Origin of the sequence: Bacillus sp. FSL R7-0166, assembly GCF_038008935.1 — a bacterium.
Classification (GTDB): Bacteria; Bacillota; Bacilli; order Bacillales; family Bacillaceae; genus Bacillus; species Bacillus altitudinis.
The window spans coordinates 766,479-784,385 of sequence record NZ_JBBPAC010000001.1 but is presented as its reverse complement, the minus strand read 5'-3'; the positions used below and the strand labels follow the sequence as shown (position 1 = coordinate 784,385).

The window sequence follows — 17,907 nt, the reverse complement described above, 5'->3', positions numbered from 1 at the left end:
TGAAATCAAACATCCTATCCCTATGAGAAAACCCCCTTTCAGAAAAATAAGCATTTAGACTCATTCACCTCCCCTTAACAAGGTAATTCGTATGATTTATGTTATCTTTACAATAATCTGCAAAAAATAACTACAAAAGTTAACGAAACATTTCTACAATAGGTATTGTGGTCAAAAAAATTAGAAAGGCGGAGATCAGGTGAAGAAGCAAGCACATAGGTCTAAACGAAGGAAAAACCTGTCTATTCTGCTCACTTCCATGATGTTGATTAGTCTCATTCTCCCAGCAGTACCTACTCATGCAGAAACAGAAAGCGGCAGTGCCGTAAAGGTCAGTATCTTAGCCACAACGGATGTTCATGCGAACATGATGAATTATGATTACTACAGTGACAAAGAAACAAATGAATTCGGTTTGGCAAAAACAGCCGAGCTGATTGACAAGCACCGTTCACAAAATCCCAATACACTCCTTGTTGATAACGGAGACCTGATTCAAGGAACCCCTCTTGGAGAATACGTTTATAAAAATGAAAAAGACAGCATCATCAATCAAACAAAGGTTCACCCCATTATTCATACACTCAACAAATTAAAATATGATGCAGGTACACTCGGCAATCATGAATTTAACTACGGTTTATCTTTTCTTGACGGTACCATTGCGGGCGCCAACTTCCCGATTGTCAATGCGAACGTCAAAAAGTTAAACGGAGAACACCGATTTACTCCTTATGTCATTCAGGATAAAACCTTTAAAGATGCAAACGGAGCCTCCCAAACTGTGAAAGTCGGTTACATAGGATTCGTACCACCACAAATTATGACGTGGGATAAGAAACATTTAGATGGACAAGTTCAAGTGCAAGATATTGTGGAGTCTGCCAATGAAACCATTCCAGAAATGAAAGCAAAAGGCGCAGATGTCATCGTCGCTCTTGCTCATACAGGAATTGAAAAAACAGCTTCACCTAAAGGATCAGAAAATATGATCTTTGACCTTGCCACGAAAACAAAAGGCATTGATGCGATTGTGTCTGGCCACCAGCATGGCACATTCCCAAGCGCTGAATATAGCGGCGTTGACAAATTTGATGTCGCAAAGGGAACCATTAATGGCATTCCTGTCGTCATGTCAAAAAACTGGGGAAGCTACCTCGGGGTCATTGATTTAACGCTAGAACCAGACGGAAGCAACTGGAAAGTCACAGACGGAACAGGCAAAATCGAATCCGTTGCCGGGGTGACATCTCAAAACAGTACAGTAAAAGATGCCATTCAAACAACTCACCAAAACACCCTGGATTATGTCAGAAAGCCAGTTGGAAAAACAGAAGCAGACATTAACAGCTTTTTCGCTCAAGTAATGGATGACCCTTCTATTCAAATCGTGACAGATGCCCAGAAATGGTATGCACAAGAAAAAATGAAAGATACTTCGTACAAAAACTTGCCGATTCTCTCTGCGGGTGCGCCATTTAAAGCCGGCGGACGCAACGGTGTGAACTATTATACAAATATCGCAAAAGGTGATTTAGCGATTAAAAACATCGGTGATCTCTATCTTTACGATAACACCGTACAGATTGTAAAACTAAAAGGCAGTGAAGTAAAAGACTGGCTTGAAATGTCTGCAGGTCAGTTTAACCAGATCAAACCAAATACTTCAAATGAACAGCCTATTTTAAACGAAGAATACCGCTCATATAATTTTGATGTGATCGATGGTGTGACGTACCAAGTAGATGTCACACAGCCTGCTAAATACAGCACAACGGGCACACTTGTTAACGCTAGTGCGAACCGCATCAAAAACTTGTCTTACAATGGAAAACCCGTTTCTGACAATCAAGAATTTTTAGTCGTAACAAACAACTACCGTGCATCTGGCGGCGGAGGCTTCCCGCACCTCACACAAGATAAAGTCGTGCTCGCCTCAGCAGATGAGAACCGCCAAGTGCTGATGGATTATATTATTGAACAAAAAACCATTAACCCAAGCGCAGATCAAAACTGGTCCATTGCACCGATCAAAGGCGCAACCGTCACTTTTGAATCTTCTCTTTTAGCCAAACCGTTTGCTGAGAAATCAAGCAGCGTCGACTTTATTCGGAATGCCAGCACAGACGGACTTGGCGTGTACAAGCTAGCGTTTAAAGATGATGGTACTACAGAACCACCTGCAACAGACAATTGGCATTTAACGGTGATGCATACAAACGATACACATGCCCATCTGGATGATGCAGCAAGACGCGCAACCAAGATCAAAGAAGTTCGCGCCCAAAGCGAAAACAATATTTTATTAGACGCTGGAGATGTCTTCTCTGGTGATCTCTATTTCACAAAATGGCAAGGACTTGCCGATCTGAAACTGATGAACTTAATGAAATACGATGCCATGACGTTTGGGAATCATGAATTTGACAAAGGTCCATCTGTCCTTCGTCAATTCCTGACAGGTGATGCATCCAGTGTAGATGCTCAAAACCGTCATCAGTTTGAAAAACCGAACTTCCCGATCGTGTCATCAAACGTGAATGTCTCTAAGGAAAAACAGTTAAGCGACTTAGTGAAAAAACCAGCAACATTTAAAGCTGGTGAGAAAAAAGAAGCTGGCATTTACCCTTACATTCTGATTGATGTAAATGGTGAAAAGGTCGCTGTATTCGGTCTAACCACTGAAGACACGGCCATTACATCCAGCAGTGGTCCAAACATTCAATTTCAAGATGCATACAAAAAAGCAAAAGAAACAGTCAATACCATTCAAACTGAAGAAAAAATCAATAAAATTATTGCGCTCACACATATTGGCTATAACCGTGATCTAGAACTGGCTCAAAAAGTAGATGGCATTGATCTCATCATTGGTGGTCACACCCACACCCTTGTTGAAAAATTAAAGGTCATCAATAAAAAAGAACCAACGATTGTTGCGCAAGTAAAAGACTACGGACAATTTTTAGGAAAAGTAGACGTGGCCTTTGACAAAAAAGGCGTCGTACAGCCAAAAGAATCTACTTTTGACCTCATCACGATCGACGACTCTGTGAAAGAAGATGCGGACGCAAAAGCGATTCTTGATCAGTACAAGGCAGATATCCAAGATTTAAAAACCGAAAAAGTCGGGACGTCAGATGTCTTCTTAGATGGACAGCGTGAACACGTCCGTGCAAAGGAAACGAACCTTGGAAACTTTATTGCAGATGGCATGTTAAAGAAAGCACAAGAATCTGCTGGGGCTGACCTTGCCATTACAAACGGTGGCGGTATTCGAGGCAGCATTGAAAAAGGAGATATCACATTAGGGGATATTTTAACCGTGATGCCTTTTGGAAACACACTATATGTCGCAGATTTAAAAGGCAGTCAAATTAAAAAAGCGCTTGAACAAGGTCTTTCAGGCATTGAAGAAGGCGGAGGCGCATTCCCTCATGTAGCTGGCATTGAATATACGTTTACACTGAGTAAACCGGCTGGCAGCAGACTGATTGATGTCAAATTGAAAGATCAAAAGGGCAATCTGACTGACATTGATGATCAGAAAACATACCGCGTGGCGACTAACGCATTTGTTGGCACAGGCGGTGATGGCTACAGCGTCTTTACAGAAGCGTCTCATGGTGAAGACTTAGGCTATGTTGACTATGAAATTTTCAAAGAGCAAATTGAACAGGCAGACGGTCATATTTCTCCAGTCATCGACCATCGAGTGAAAGAAGTATTCCTTCCTCGCTTGAAAGGAAAAGGCACCTATGACATTCAAGATGATGAGAAATTCCAAAAGTATGTGCAGCATACGAACAAAGCATTGCTCTATTTAGACAAAGCAACCGGAGCGAAAAAGGTTCAATTGTCTCTATCAAAAGGGCAAGTAGCTGAACTGAAGAAACGAGAGCAAGATCCAAACGTCACCATCTATCATGACAAAGTCGGTCTAGCATTACCGCTCTCCAATTTGTCAGAGCAACATGCAGATATATCGATGGCAAAAACAAATAAGGTGAAAAACGCATTAACCGACACATACGATTTCCAAATCAAACAAGATCAGAAAAATGTGTCTACCTTTAAAGATCCCGTCACACTGTTCTTTACATTAGACGCGCCTGAAAAAGCGAAGAAACCAGGTGTCTATTATGTCGATCGTGAGAAAAACCGCTATGCCAAAACAAGTAACGGTTCATTCGAAAACGGGATTGTCTCAGGTAAAACGGAGCACTTTAGTGAATACACCGTACTCAATCAAAGTGAAGCTGCTGGAACAGCTCCAGACCAAACTGGCGGAGACGGTGGAACTTCTGCTCCAGGCGGTTCGGATCCAAGTCAGGATGGAAGCAGCTTACCAGGCGGCACACTGCCGAATACGGCAACGATGATGTATACAGCGGTATTAATTGGCTTACTCATGCTCGCCTCAGGCGGTATCCTTTATTACTACCAGCGCAAGCGCACACGAGACAAAGTATCATCTTAATAGAAAAAGGACAGAGCATTGGCTCTGTCCTTTCAGATTGAGGACAAAGGGCTAAAATGTACTTTATTTTAGCCCTTTGTCTTCTTTTCAGCGTGATAGAAAACCTTTGCAGTCTAGGAAAGTCGAGCACCGGAGCGGAGCGAATTTGACATTCGTGAGCACCGGAGCACAGATTTGACAACGAATGCGAGGGTTTGTCTACACGCTGGGGACAGAGCTTCGGCTCTGTCCTTTTTCCATCTCACTATCAATCTTGGGATAAATACATCCAATGACGGTCATCAAATTCTTTCACATCATCTGACCCTATATGACGCAGCATTCTATTAAAAAACGCGATATCATCTTCATCATCAACGGCATATAAATCCTCTTGAACATATTCTCTCGTAATGAAATTCGTTAAGTTCGTGTTATTCACAAATTCAGCAAAGTACGATTTCACAAGGGTTAAATCTTCTTCATTTAATGTTTCATCACTGATAATTGAAATATGAAATACATTCAAAATCGCTTGAATGTCTTCTTCATCCATATCACATAATGGCTCTAATTTTCTATCTTCTTCCGTAAACGGTTTTCGCGTGTCTTCAATGATGACATAACATAAAATCCTGTGATCTTTCATCACGCTAAAAATTTCTAAATCTCTTAATTTTAATGGTCTATTCAGTCTGATCATTTGTCCTCCTAGAATGTTGCTCTTGTTTCCCTAAAACCTGAAATAGACAGAGCCTCGGCCCTGTCTACTTCTCTCTTCTAGCAAAATCCACGAACCTGAAACGATCTAGGCGGTGGCGGCTTTCTGTGTATTGGAATAGACTCGTATCCTCCAAGAACACATAATTCTTCACCACTACCACATGATCAAACCCGTTCAAATCGAGATACCTTTCATCTTCTTCAGTACATGGCTCGACCACAAATTCCTTTTGAGCATAACTAATCGAGACCCCAAGTTCTCCTTCAATATACTCGTAAATCGATCCTTCACAAATGTCCTTAGACAAGACCTGCACATGTTTTTGCAAAAAGTAATCTTTGTCTAAAATGACTTCTTCTCCGCTAATATTGCGAGAGCGAATCACTTCCCAAACGTCCTCCTGCCCACTGATTTTCAGCTGAGACTGAATATACTGATCTGGCTTGATTAAACCGAACTCATGAACCGTTGTTACCGTCTTTCGCCCAAGCGTTTGGGAAAGCTCTTTAAAGCTGACAAGACCCGAAACTGGGAACTGCATTTTCTCTCGATTCAGCAATACTGAGCCTTTCCCACGAATTTTTTGGATATAGCCATTTTGCACAAGGATGTTTAATGCCTTTCTCACCGTCTCACGGGATGTGTCATACATGACAGACAGCTCATGTTCTGATGGGAGGATGCCTTTATCCTGCCATTCACCTTGTTCAATTCGTCTTGCGAGCTGATCATAAATCACTCGAAACTTATTCTCTTTCATTTTCCTTCCGCCCCATTTACTAGCGTTTGGTTAAATGATAAACGATTGACTCATATGGGCGCAACGTAAATCCCTTGATATCTGCCGGCACATCCTCATAATTGGACAGCAGAACTTGCCCTTCCATTTCATTGACATCCTTTGCAAGCTCATCTGGAAGTGTAAAGTCCGTCTCGCCTGCATAAAAATGGTTGATCACGAGAATCTTCTCATCTTTGCCTTCTCGGACATACGCAAACACCTTTGGATCATCTGCCAGCAGTAAAGTAAAGCTCCCATAGGTGATTACATCAAGTTCCTTACGAAGCCTGCAAAGGGCTTGATAATGATAAAAAATCGACGTCTCATCTTTTAAGGCAGCTTCTACTGAAATGCCGTTTTGAGCCGGTTCAATCCAAGACGTACCTTTTGAGAACCCCACATTTTTTTCCGACGTCCATTGCATAGGTGTCCTTGCGTTATCTCTTGATTTGACCTGTAAAATCGCCAAAGCTTCTTCCTTTGTTTTCCCTTTTTCAAGCATGACTTCGTACATATTGAGTGATTCGATATCGCGGTATGACGAAATGTCCTCAAAGCGAGGATTCTTCATCCCAATTTCTTCACCTTGATAAATATAAGGAGTGCCTTGCATCAAATGAATGGTGGTCGCCAGCATCTTCGCTGATTGCTGATGGTACGTGCCATCATCACCGTATCTAGACACGATGCGTGGCTGGTCATGGTTGCACCAAAAGAGTGCGTTCCAGCCGCCGCCCTCATGCATTTTCGTCTGCCATTCTGACAGAATTGATTTCAACTCTAGAAAATCAAATGGCGCAATGGCCCACTTTTCACCGTTAGGATAGTCGACTTTTAAATGATGAAAATTAAACGTCATATCCAGCTCCTGCCGATCAGGTCTTGTATACCGAATGCAGTCTGCAATATTCGTTGAAGACATTTCCCCCACGGTCATGCTATCGTATTTCGAAAACACTTCCTGGTTCATTTCATGCAAGAATTCATGAATTCTCGGCCCATCTGTATAGTACATACGCCCGTCACCTTGCACTGATTGCCCGGCATCATCTAAAAAGCGTTGATCCTTTGAAATGTTATTGATGACATCCAGTCTGAATCCATCGATCCCTTTTTCAAACCAAAAGTGCATGATGTCATATACTTTCCTGCGTACTTCATCATGTTCCCAATTGAGGTCTGCCTGGGTAACATCATATAAATGAAGATAATAGTCACCTGTCGCTTCATCTAATTCCCACGCTGGCCCGCCAAACTTTGACTGCCAGTCATTCGGAGGAGAGCCGTCCGCTTTCGGTTCCTTCCAAATATAATAGTCTCGATACGGGTTCTCCTTGGACTCTCGGGAGGCTTGAAACCACTCATGGAAAATCGACGTATGGTTCACGGCTAGATCCATGATGACACGAATCCCTCGTTCATGTGCTTCTTTCAGCATGTGCTCAAAATCGGCCATTGTGCCGTACATGTCATGTATTTTTGTATAATTACTAATATCATAACCGTTGTCATGCTGTGGTGACTCATACATAGGTGTCAGCCAAATACAATCCGCCCCTAGCTCTTTGATATAGTCGAGCTTTTTCGTCACGCCATTGATATCACCTGTACCAGAGCCTGTTGTGTCTAAAAAGCTCTTCGGATAGATTTGATAGACCACGGCTTTTTTCCACCATGGTTCGTTTGTTTGTTGATTCAATTTCCTTCACCACCACTAGTTAAGTTCTTGTGATACATCCTTCTTTTTAAGTTTTGCATATAAAAGGGTACCAATGAATGGGACGATCAGCACAATCACCATTCCGATGGCAAATGCCCCCCAATATTTCGGAATGATCGAGAAGATTCCTGGAATGCCTCCAACGCCGACTGAACTTGCCAGTACCCCTTGTGAGGCAATAAACATACCAGCTATCCCTGAACTGATCAGGGCAAAAATAAATGGGAATCTATAGCGCAAGTTCACCCCAAACATCGCCGGTTCAGTAATGCCCAAGTAAGCAGAAATACTTGATGTCAGCGAGAGCCCTTTTTGCTTTTCATCTTTTAAGACAAACATCATCGCAAGTGCCGCCGACCCTTGAGCAATATTAGACAGGGCGAGCATTGGCCATAGGAACGTGCCGTGCAGTTTTGAGTTAATCAGCTGAATATCGACTGCTAGGAACGTATGATGCATGCCTGTAATGACTAACGCTGCATACAATCCGCCATATAAAAGACCGCCAAGTGCTGCGAATTGCTGAAATACGGTGACGAGTCCAGATGTTAAAACGTTTCCGATCGCAAATGTAACGGGACCAATGACGATAAATGATAAAAATCCAATGAGCAGTAATGTAATTGGTGCAACAACTAACAGCTGAATACTTTCAGGTGTCCGTTTTGTTATAAATAATTCGAGCTTTGCGAGTAAATAGGAGGCGACGAGTATCGGAAGAACCTGCCCTTGGTAACCTACCTTTTGTACTTCAAGTCCAAACAAATTCCAAACAGGAATGTCACCTGTCTTTTCCGCCGCTCCATATCCCCACGCATTCAACAGATCTGGATGTACAAGCATCAGTCCGAGGACCATCCCTAAAAGTGGATTACCTCCAAACCGCTTGACAGCCGACCAGCCGATTAATGCTGGCAAAAAGGTAAAGGCAGTACCTGCAATCAAGTTGATCATATTCGCTAAATCCGCCCATGCCGGATACACATCCACAATGGATTTTTGATCAAAGAAAATATCAGGAGCTGTTAAAATATTATTAATCCCCATCAATAAACCGGCTGTCACGATAGCTGGAAGGATTGGAATGAAGATATCTGCAAGCGTTTTCACCGCACGCTGAAGTGGGTTTAATTTCTGATCAGAGGCACGCTTGACGTCCTCTTTTGTCGCTTCGCCGATTCCCGTCTGTTTGACCATTTCGGCATAAACCCGATTCACCACTCCTTGACCAATGACCACTTGGTATTGGCCATTCGCTGAGAAAGATCCCTTCACTTCATCAATTTGTTCTAGTGCTTTCTCATCCACCTTAGCTTCATCTTTTAGCACAAAACGAAGTCTTGTCACACAATGTGTGGCTTGATCAATGTTTTCTTTGCCGCCAATGGCTTTCACAATCTGATCTGCCGCTGCCTGATAATCAGCCATGATATCCCCTCCGAGATCGTTTTTTTATAAGAAAAAAGAATCAAAACTTGTATATACATGTTCACTTCATATTTTATATTTGTATATACATGTAGTCAATAAGAAAATGTAGCGCTTTCATAAAAAAAGCTCCCTCAATGTGCTCAGAGAGGCAGCGTGTCATCATCTTTTTTATGCTCCGTTAGTTTTTCGTAGACCCTATTCTTATAAAAGGAGGAGGCTGGACGAGCAAACGTTTGGCGCTTGGATGTGAGTTCATCGAGGCGTTTCTGTTTTTCCTCACATATGAGAGAGAGTTTTTTTCTTTCTTCTCCATCTATACTCGTTTTCAGTAATTCTTTGACCGTCATTAGTTCTTTTTTCAAAGCGGTTTCTTCCCCGGCAAAGCCTGCATTTTTCATGATTCGATAGCCCATCCTCAGCTCTTCAGGTACATGAGCAGCATCATCCTTTGGCAGAGGTTTCCCAAAGCCTGATAGTCCTTCAAAAGCTCCATGGTCCATCGCCTTTTTGATCCGTTCTTCTGACAATCTCTGCGCAAAATCCATGACACGTCTCCTTTCAGATCGTCTGATATTTGGTTAAGCATAGCAAAAAAGCTGACTCTCTCACAAGAGCCAGCTTTCTCGTTATTTTTTGTCGATTTTAAAAGTAGATACCATTTGTGCCAAGTCCTCTGACATGTCAGAGAGCTGTTCAATCGCACTTGAAATTTGCTGCATGCCAGCACTTTGTTGTTCTGTTGCTGCCGCTACTTCTTGAGAGCTTGCCGCATGTTCTTCTGACACGACCGAAATTTGTTCAATCGATGTAGAAATTGTTTGATATGCTCGTTCTACCTGCTGAATAGATTGAAGCAAATTGTTCGTTCTGCTTGCAAATTGAGACACTCCATCATAAATACCAGCGAAGTTCTGCGAGGTGCCTTTCATTTGCTCCCGGCCTTCTTCCACTGCTTTACTGCTTTCCTCCACGCTTTCAAGGACACGCTGACTATTTTCCTGTGTGCCAATGACTAAGTCTGAGACCGTTTTAGCTGCATCAGCTGACTGTTCAGCTAACTTACGGACTTCATCAGCCACAACAGCAAATCCTTTTCCTTCTTCTCCTACACGTGCTGCTTCAATAGAAGCATTCAGTGCAAGCAGATTCGTTTGCGCTGAAATGTCCGTAATAATGGAGATGACACTTTCAATTTCTGTTGAATGTGATTGCAATTCTTCTGCCGCTTGCTTGGAGCTTGTCATCATGTCGTGTAACATGTTGAGATGTTCAAGCACATGCTGCACCAATTTTTGACCAGATTCTGACTGCTCTTGTACTTTTGATGAAACAGATTTCATTTCATCCACTTCTTTTGTCACGCCTTCGATTTGAGTATCGATTTCCGCAACAGATGTTGTGCAGTCTGTAATGTTTGCGACTGAATCATTGATTCCTTCACTCATATTCGTCATCGCTTCTGACACTTGTTGTGCACTTTGACTAGATTCCGTTGTCACTGTGCGAAGCTGTGAAGACATTTTCGACACTTCACTTGATGAGTTTGAGATCTTTCCAATAAGTTCTTTGATCCGTCCCTGCATTTTCTGGAAGGAAGCTGCTAATTGACCGATCTCATCTTTACTTTGAACTTCTACCATGCCAGTTAAATCACCATCTGCAATTCGATCCGCTGATTCCATTAATGAACGTGCTGGTTTTGCAATTCTTCTTCCCATGAAGAATGAGAAGAGTAATCCTCCGATGAGCACAATCGCAGATGCTACTGTAATATAAATTGTCAGCTTTTTCGTTGTTGCTGGAACAACAGACGCATCTAAGTCAATTCCTAAAATCCCCGTGAGTTCACCGCCTGAATCTTTAATTGGTAAAAAGACGGATTTATGAGTCCCATACGAATCAACGTAAATATCACTTTTGACCATTTTATCTTCAGAAAGAGCTTGTTTCATTTCATCTGAAAAGACATAATCTTGATCAAAATCATTGTCTTCCCCTGTTAGTACGATGATTCTTTCTTTGCCGCCCTTATTTGATAACACGTATAAGTTCTCAAGCGTATGATCTTCTTTCAGCTCTGTGAATTTCTTTTTGATCTCCACATAAATAGGATCATCCTTCCCGCTAATGCTAAGGACATTTCCATCCATATTATCGATTTCTTTTTTCGCTGTATCAATATCTGTTGTTAATCGATAATCAAATTGCTTTAATAATTGCGAAGATAAATCCTGGCTAACTAAATAAAATGTTAGAACGAATAATGCAACGGTTGCGAGTAATGTTACGACAACGACTGACATGATTTTGGAGGATATCGTAAGTCCTCCAAACTTCCTTTGTTTCGCCATTTTTTTCTACATCTCCACTCTCAATTTTAATTTAAGCCTCTACACTTTCAAATTGTCCACAAACAGATGCAATGACATCTTTTAAATAAGATACGATATGAGGGATATGCTCCGGTAACGTATAAGGTGAAATCACAAAAAATTTACTCACACTTAGATAGAATTCTTGACCTTCTTTGGCATTGACTTGTAAAAACTTCGTTGTATCGCCAAAGAACATTTCGTCTCTTTTCTCTCCAAGCTTTTCAAAGAGGATTTTGTTCAAATCATTGTTGCGCTCAATTTCCATAGCAGTTGCTTCACCAGACACTTCTTCCTTAAAACGAGGAGAGCCGTCTAGGTAAATTCTAAACAATGTAGCCATTCCGACATTGTCATCATTGACGACTTCTGCTTGTGGAATTTCCTGACGAAGTGCTTCTCTAAATGCAAGGTTCACCTCTAAAAATTGACCGAGCAAGCGCTGGTATCCTTCAATTCCAAACGTTAGCAGCACACTTAGCATGCTGATGGAACTTCCCATTCTTGAGCATTCCAGTGTATAACCGGTATGGTATTCCCCGTATCCTCTATGTCCAACGTATGGTGTTTCTTGTTCTTCTAGGTCCAAGCGCTTTAAGTCAGCAGCGTTTTTCACCAAGAATAAACTAGATGTGTACGGTGTTTGTCCGAGCTTTTGAAAGTCAAAGCACATCGTGTCAGCAAGAGAAAGATGCTGGAATTTCGCTTTGATTTCTTTTAGCATACGAAGAACACCGTCTGAGAATTGCAGCGGGTTTTCAGATACATCATACTCATTAAAGAAAGCAAAGAATCCACCAAGCGCCGAATCCGCATGAATATGCGGCACCTTGAGACCATACTCCTCAGCAATGGCTTCTGCCGTTTCACGTACCCCTTTTACATCATCAATTGCAATGGCATCTGTTGTTCCGGTTGTTGCCACAATATAAACGGGAATTCCGCCATTTTGGGCAACACGTTCCATTTGACAACGCAAATCTTCCATATCCATCGAATGATCTTTATTCGTCTTAATTCTGATTAAGTTGTCTGTGCCAAGCCCTGTTGCTTCCATTGACTTAAATAAGCTGTAATGTGCTGCATCAGAACAAAACGCATAAAGATTTTGCGGGACACCTTTTCGTAATGACTCCGGTGCAACTTTCGAAATTGCTAAACGAAGCCCCGAGAAAATAGCCCCTTGACCTCCCCATGTTGTGTAGCCCCCGCTCACATTTGGATCATATCCGATGAGCTTAGACATCATTGAGACCACTCTGACCTCAGCTTCTGCGCCTGCTGGTCCATACACATCCCATAGGTTGTTTCCGTTAACCAGCATAGCCGTCAGCATGCCTAGAATTCCTGGTGTACTTGCCATTGGCAAAATGTTCGTGAAGAAATACTTCGTGTGGTATGGATGATTATGTAAAAGCTTCAGTAATTCTTCATTCACAAGTTCCGCTTGTTGTCCGTTCATCGGAATTTGACTTGTTTCAGTGAGCTTTTTGTAAAAGTCCTCCTCGCGATTCTTTTCACCTTTTAGGTGAGCACGGTTCGGATCCTTCAGGTCATCGACCCCTGAAATGATCTGTTCCATTAATTTAATGAGTTCTTTCCGCTCTTCTGCATTTCCGTCCTCACTCGGAAACCAGTTCTGAACGAGGTTCTGTGCTCGTACAGTCATATACTATCAATCCTTTCAATGGAAGATTTCCTGTCACTGTCTATATCGACCCCGTTTCAAAAGTTTATAGTGTCGAACTGTTCACTTAAGTATATTTAGATAATTTGTTCACCCATCAAAAAGAATAAAACCCTTACAATACACATCAAAACCATTATGTTTGTGAAACAACAATATATATCAATATACTTTCTTGAAGGAATTATTATCCAGACAATTCAGCGGTTTATTCATTCATTTTTTTTACTTAACCTGCATAAACATTAATAAACACTGGAAATCCGCCTAAATACACCATTGTAGAAATCAAATTAATTCTTTAGACTTGTGTCTTTTTACCTGTTTTATTGATATAGCAACAGGAAAAATACAGAATTTTCTGTAATTATTAGGATGAATTTCACAAAAAGTTTTTCGGAGATCGAATATTTTCGATGTCTTCCCATTTCTAGCTCGGACAGGCTGCCTTAGGTGCTCACCGGTTATGACTTTTCTATTTGTGCATTTCATGGTATATTCTAATGGTTCGTTTTCTTTCGTTCCGCCTCTTCCGTTTAACGGAGAAAAGGAGTGTTTAAATGAAAACATTTATTCAAAAAAGGGGCCTCGGCTTCTTTGTGATTGCAGCCATCTTGTTATGGCTCAAGACGTATACAGCTTATTTAATCGAATTTAAACTTGGTATATCAAATGTGCTTCAGCATATTTTGCTTTTTGTGAATCCTATTAGCTCCAGCTTGTTCTTTCTTGGCTTTGCTTTATTGTTCAAGAAAAAATGGCAGCCTGCCGCTATCATTGTGATTCACTTTTTCATGTCTTTTTTACTTTACGCAAACATCGTGTACTATCGATTCTTCAATGACTTTATCACGCTGCCTACAGTGATGCAGGCAGGAACGAATGGCGGACAATTAGGTGATAGTGCATTTTCACTCATGCGTTGGACTGATATGTTTTACTTTCTCGATACCATCATCTTGATCGTACTCGCAGTCCGCATGAAAAGACAGCAGCAAACAAGTACAGCAACTGTACCTGTTCAAAAAACAAAATCGTTTAGACTCGTTCTTGTGTCCTCTGTTCTGATCTTTGTTGTCAACTTAATCGCAGCAGAAATTGATCGCCCAGAGCTTTTATCAAGATCGTTCGACCGCAATTATTTAGTCAAATACTTGGGTGCTTATAATTTTACGGTGTTTGATGCCATTCAAAATGTGAAATCAAACAGCCAGCGTGCCCTGGCAAATTCAAGTGACGTAACAGATGTAGAGAATTATCTAAAGGCGAACAGCGCTGATCCAAACCCGGCTTATTACGGGAAAGCGAAAGGCATGAACGTCATTACGATTTCTCTTGAATCACTGCAAAACTTTGTCATTGATTACAAGGTGAATGGAAAAGAGGTCACTCCTTTCCTCAATTCATTAGCCCATGACAACAAAACGTTTTATTTTGATAACTTCTTCCATCAAACAGGACAAGGAAAGACATCTGATGCGGAATTTATGATGGATACGGGGCTTTTCCCATTATCACAAGGCTCTGTGTTTATTAACAAAGCTCAAAACACATATCAGGCGCTTCCTGGCATTTTGAAAAAGGACCAATACACGTCCGCTGAATTCCACGGAAATACGAAAACGTTCTGGAACCGGAATGAAATGTTTAAGTCCTTTGGATATGACAGATTTTACGATTCTGAGTACTACGATATGAATGAACAAGATACGAAGAACTATGGATTGAAAGACAAACCGTTCTTCAAAGAATCCATGCCAATGCTTGAAAATCTAAAACAGCCGTTTTATTCGAAATTCATTACGCTGTCAAACCACTTCCCATTTGGTATGGATGAAGGTGATACCGATTTTGAACCTGGCGACTTCGGAGACTCCGTCGTTGATAACTACTTCCAATCTGCTCATTATTTAGATGAAGCCATTGAACAGTTCTTTAATGACTTGAAGAAATCCGGTCTCTATGACAATACCGTCGTCATTATGTACGGTGACCATTACGGCATTTCAGAAAACCATAATGAAGCGATGGAAAAAGTGACTGGCGAAAAAATTGGAGACTATGAAAATGCCCAGCTTATGCGTGTGCCGCTCTTTATCCATGTGCCAGGCGTAAAAGGCGGACAGATTCATAAATACTCTGGTGAAGTGGATGTTGCGCCTACCCTTCTCCACCTGCTCGGAGATGATACAAAGAACTATTTAATGTCTGGTTCTGATATCTTATCGAAGAACTTTAAAGAGCTTGTGCCATTTAGAAATGGAGACTTCGTGTCTAAGGACTACACGAAAGTAGGCAACAACTATTACAGCAACAAAACAGGTGAAAAAATCGAGCCGACTGAAAAGGCATCACAAGAAAACGAAACGGTGAAAAAGATGCTAGAGACATCTGATAAGATTGTCACGGAAGATTTACTCCGTTTCTACAAACCTAAAGGCTTTACACCAATTGAGCGAAATGATTATGACTACACAAAGAAAGTACAGGATGAAAAAGATTCCTCTTCCGCCAAAGATGAATCCAGCTCGTCTTCCAAATAACTTTCTCATTTAAAGCCCCAGCCGATCCAAGATCAGCTGGGGCTTTTTACGTTTGATCCGCATGACACCGGGTATAGGTGAAGAAGGAGGGATTATTGATCATGAAAAAAACAGCAGCATTTCTCGTGACCGCTTCACTCGCTTCTTCCACCTTATTTGCTTTCAGCCCGGCGATTTCAGCGCACGCCCTGACCCAAACGCAGGCAGAACAATCCATTCCTCAAGGTCCGAAAGCAGCACTAAACAGCATTTATCAGCTGGCGCATAAAGGACAAATGCCATACTATGCAGAAGGACTCAAAATAGGGGTTCAAACAAAAAAAGACGTACGGCATAAATTAGGACAGCCTTATCCAGCAACAGATCAAAGCGGCTTTGATTTGTATCATGCTGAGATGGGCAACCCTGGATTTGCTTTTCACTATGACAAAAAAGGCAAGATTAACGAAATCCGTTATTTTGGAACAAATGTAGAAAAAGAAACGAATATCGGAGGAATGACTCCTTCCCTATTAAAGAAACAGCTTGGATCAGCAGATTCAGTCAGCACCATCCCGCAAACAAAAGAGAAAAAATACGTTTATCAGACCGGTAATTATGAGCTCGAATTTATCGTCGGACATGATCCAGATATCAGTCAGCACGAGCTGACTGTGGTGCATATTAACCTCATCAAAGCCGGTTCCTAAATAAAAAGCATCCTGAGTTTTCGCTCAGGATGCTTTCTTTTATTAAGATGCCACTTCTAAATGCGGCTTTCTTTTCAGTTTTCTCTTAAGGACTGGACCTGCTACATAATCAAGGCCAAGTTTTCCGGCATTTCCTTTCGCTGCCATAATGAAGACGGCGATTAGAAGAAGAAGCGGGTTAACAGAAACGGTTCCAGCTAGTAAGAAAGAGACATTCATCACGCTTCCAAAAAAGGCTGCTGTTGTTGTGAACAATCCAACAATTAGTCCTAGACCAACTAAGATTTCTCCCCACATGACCATGGCACTGAAGAGTCCGGCATTTGGCAACGCGACATTTTCTAAAAACCAGACATAGAACGGATAAACAAGATGTCCATCTTTCACAACAGGTTCAGCTATGGCAAATTGCAAATATCCTGATGCATCGAATCCGCCTGTTAGTTTTCCAATACCAGATGTCAGCCAAGTCCATCCGATATAAAGTCTTGCTGCCAAAAGGATAACCGCTGCCCATACATTCGTTTGTAAGAATTTTGTAAACATGATGATGCCTCCTTTTAAATTATGTGAAATATTTCACATTTTCTTTATGATCTTATTATACTACTTAATATACATTTGTGATCCTTTTCACATATATATTCACAAATTGTTCATGAATATCTAGTCGAGGTAAACTTTCCCCTTGCTATTGCCGTCTAAGTTATTTCAGACAGTAAAAAGGGGTTACATTTTGTATGAAAACATTATTTCATTTTGCTTATTTACAGGCCATCTCTTGTCTATTTCCTGTCATGATCTTTACGGCGCTTGCCCTATCAAAGGTCGTGTCTATTCCTTTTCTTCATCGATATGATGTTATTCTTCTGCTTTGCCTCATGGCACAGCTTCTCATGCTGATGCTACGGCTTGAGACGCTGACAGAGTTGAAGGTTATTTGTCTCTTTCATGTGATTGGAATAGGCTTAGAAATCTACAAAGTACATATGGGTTCATGGTCCTATCCTGAAGAAGCTTATACGAAAATTTTGGGGGTTCCGCTCTATAGCGGTTTTATGTATGCGAGCGTGGCAAGCTATATTTATCAGGCACTGACTCGGCTTCACGTGAAGGTGAAAGCATGGCCTCAGCCGTACCTTTCGATTGGGATCAGTTTATGTATTTACCTCAATTTCTTTACTCATCACTGGATCTATGATTTACGCTGGTGGCTGACATTACTCCTAGTGGTTGTGTTTCGAAAAACAACAGTTTCCTTTCAGGTCGGTTCATCGACCTTTCGCATGCCGCTTGTTATCTCGTTTTTGCTGATTGGATTTTTTATTTGGGTGGCCGAAAATGTCACGACCTTTTTAGGAGCATGGCAATATCCAAATCAGCAGCATGCTTGGTCTCTCGTCCATCTTGGTAAAATCAGTTCATGGTTTTTACTTGTTGTCATCAGCATTGTACTGGTGATCGAACAGCGAAAACAAAAAAGCGTTCAGCCCATTTGATC

Annotated in this window: 12 protein-coding genes; 4 read left to right on the top strand and 8 right to left on the bottom strand. The window is 41.4% G+C overall.

Annotation, left to right across the window (positions count from 1 at the left end):
- Positions 1–199: 199 nt before the first annotated feature.
- A complete protein-coding gene (locus tag NST01_RS03900) occupies positions 200–4,480 on the top strand; it encodes a multifunctional 2',3'-cyclic-nucleotide 2'-phosphodiesterase/3'-nucleotidase/5'-nucleotidase (protein ID WP_341041546.1) in 4,281 nt (1,426 codons plus the stop codon).
- Between the two features lie 247 nt (positions 4,481–4,727).
- Here NST01_RS03900 and NST01_RS03895 read toward each other — a convergent pair whose 3' ends face one another.
- The 7 genes from NST01_RS03895 to NST01_RS03865 all read right to left on the bottom strand — a co-directional run bounded on the left by NST01_RS03895 (position 4,728) and on the right by NST01_RS03865 (position 13,156).
- Positions 4,728–5,162, bottom strand: coding sequence for a terpene synthase (locus NST01_RS03895; RefSeq protein ID WP_268450652.1), 435 nt, complete (start codon positions 5,160–5,162; stop codon positions 4,728–4,730).
- 64 nt (positions 5,163–5,226) lie between these two features.
- Complete coding sequence (treR, locus tag NST01_RS03890; protein ID WP_007496585.1) at positions 5,227–5,943, bottom strand: trehalose operon repressor; 717 nt, start codon at positions 5,941–5,943, stop codon at positions 5,227–5,229.
- A gap of 19 nt (positions 5,944–5,962) precedes the next feature.
- Positions 5,963–7,663, bottom strand: a complete 1,701-nt coding sequence (gene treC, locus NST01_RS03885) for an alpha,alpha-phosphotrehalase (protein WP_341041544.1) — start codon at positions 7,661–7,663, stop codon at positions 5,963–5,965.
- A gap of 15 nt (positions 7,664–7,678) precedes the next feature.
- Positions 7,679–9,112, bottom strand: a complete 1,434-nt coding sequence (treP, locus tag NST01_RS03880) for a PTS system trehalose-specific EIIBC component (protein ID WP_035703666.1) — start codon at positions 9,110–9,112, stop codon at positions 7,679–7,681.
- 143 nt (positions 9,113–9,255) lie between these two features.
- Positions 9,256–9,660: a DnaJ family domain-containing protein gene (locus NST01_RS03875; RefSeq protein ID WP_017366818.1), complete on the bottom strand. Its 405-nt coding sequence runs from the start codon at positions 9,658–9,660 to the stop codon at positions 9,256–9,258.
- Positions 9,661–9,741: 81 nt separating this feature from the next.
- Complete coding sequence (locus NST01_RS03870; protein WP_341041543.1) at positions 9,742–11,466, bottom strand: methyl-accepting chemotaxis protein; 1,725 nt, start codon at positions 11,464–11,466, stop codon at positions 9,742–9,744.
- A 31-nt stretch (positions 11,467–11,497) separates the two neighbouring features.
- Positions 11,498–13,156 carry a pyridoxal phosphate-dependent decarboxylase family protein gene (locus NST01_RS03865; protein ID WP_008341763.1) on the bottom strand — a complete coding sequence of 553 codons (1,659 nt, stop codon included), beginning with the start codon at positions 13,154–13,156 and terminating at the stop codon, positions 11,498–11,500.
- Between the two features lie 578 nt (positions 13,157–13,734).
- Here NST01_RS03865 and NST01_RS03860 point away from each other — a divergent pair.
- Together NST01_RS03860 and NST01_RS03855 are read left to right on the top strand one after the other, a co-directional pair.
- Positions 13,735–15,717 (top strand): LTA synthase family protein, encoded by a 1,983-nt coding sequence (locus NST01_RS03860; RefSeq protein ID WP_017358781.1) that lies wholly within the window; start codon positions 13,735–13,737, stop codon positions 15,715–15,717.
- 101 nt (positions 15,718–15,818) lie between these two features.
- Positions 15,819–16,406, top strand: a complete 588-nt coding sequence (locus NST01_RS03855; RefSeq protein ID WP_050827677.1) for a YjgB family protein — start codon at positions 15,819–15,821, stop codon at positions 16,404–16,406.
- A 42-nt stretch (positions 16,407–16,448) separates the two neighbouring features.
- On the opposite strand, the gene NST01_RS03850 is transcribed toward NST01_RS03855, so the two are convergent.
- Entirely contained in the window at positions 16,449–16,952 is a 504-nt protein-coding gene (locus tag NST01_RS03850) for a DoxX family protein (RefSeq protein WP_007496570.1), read from the bottom strand.
- A gap of 194 nt (positions 16,953–17,146) precedes the next feature.
- Between NST01_RS03850 and NST01_RS03845 the strand changes: the two genes are divergently transcribed.
- A complete protein-coding gene (locus tag NST01_RS03845) occupies positions 17,147–17,905 on the top strand; it encodes a DUF817 domain-containing protein (RefSeq protein ID WP_146271601.1) in 759 nt (252 codons plus the stop codon).
- The last annotated feature ends 2 nt before the right edge of the window (positions 17,906–17,907 follow it).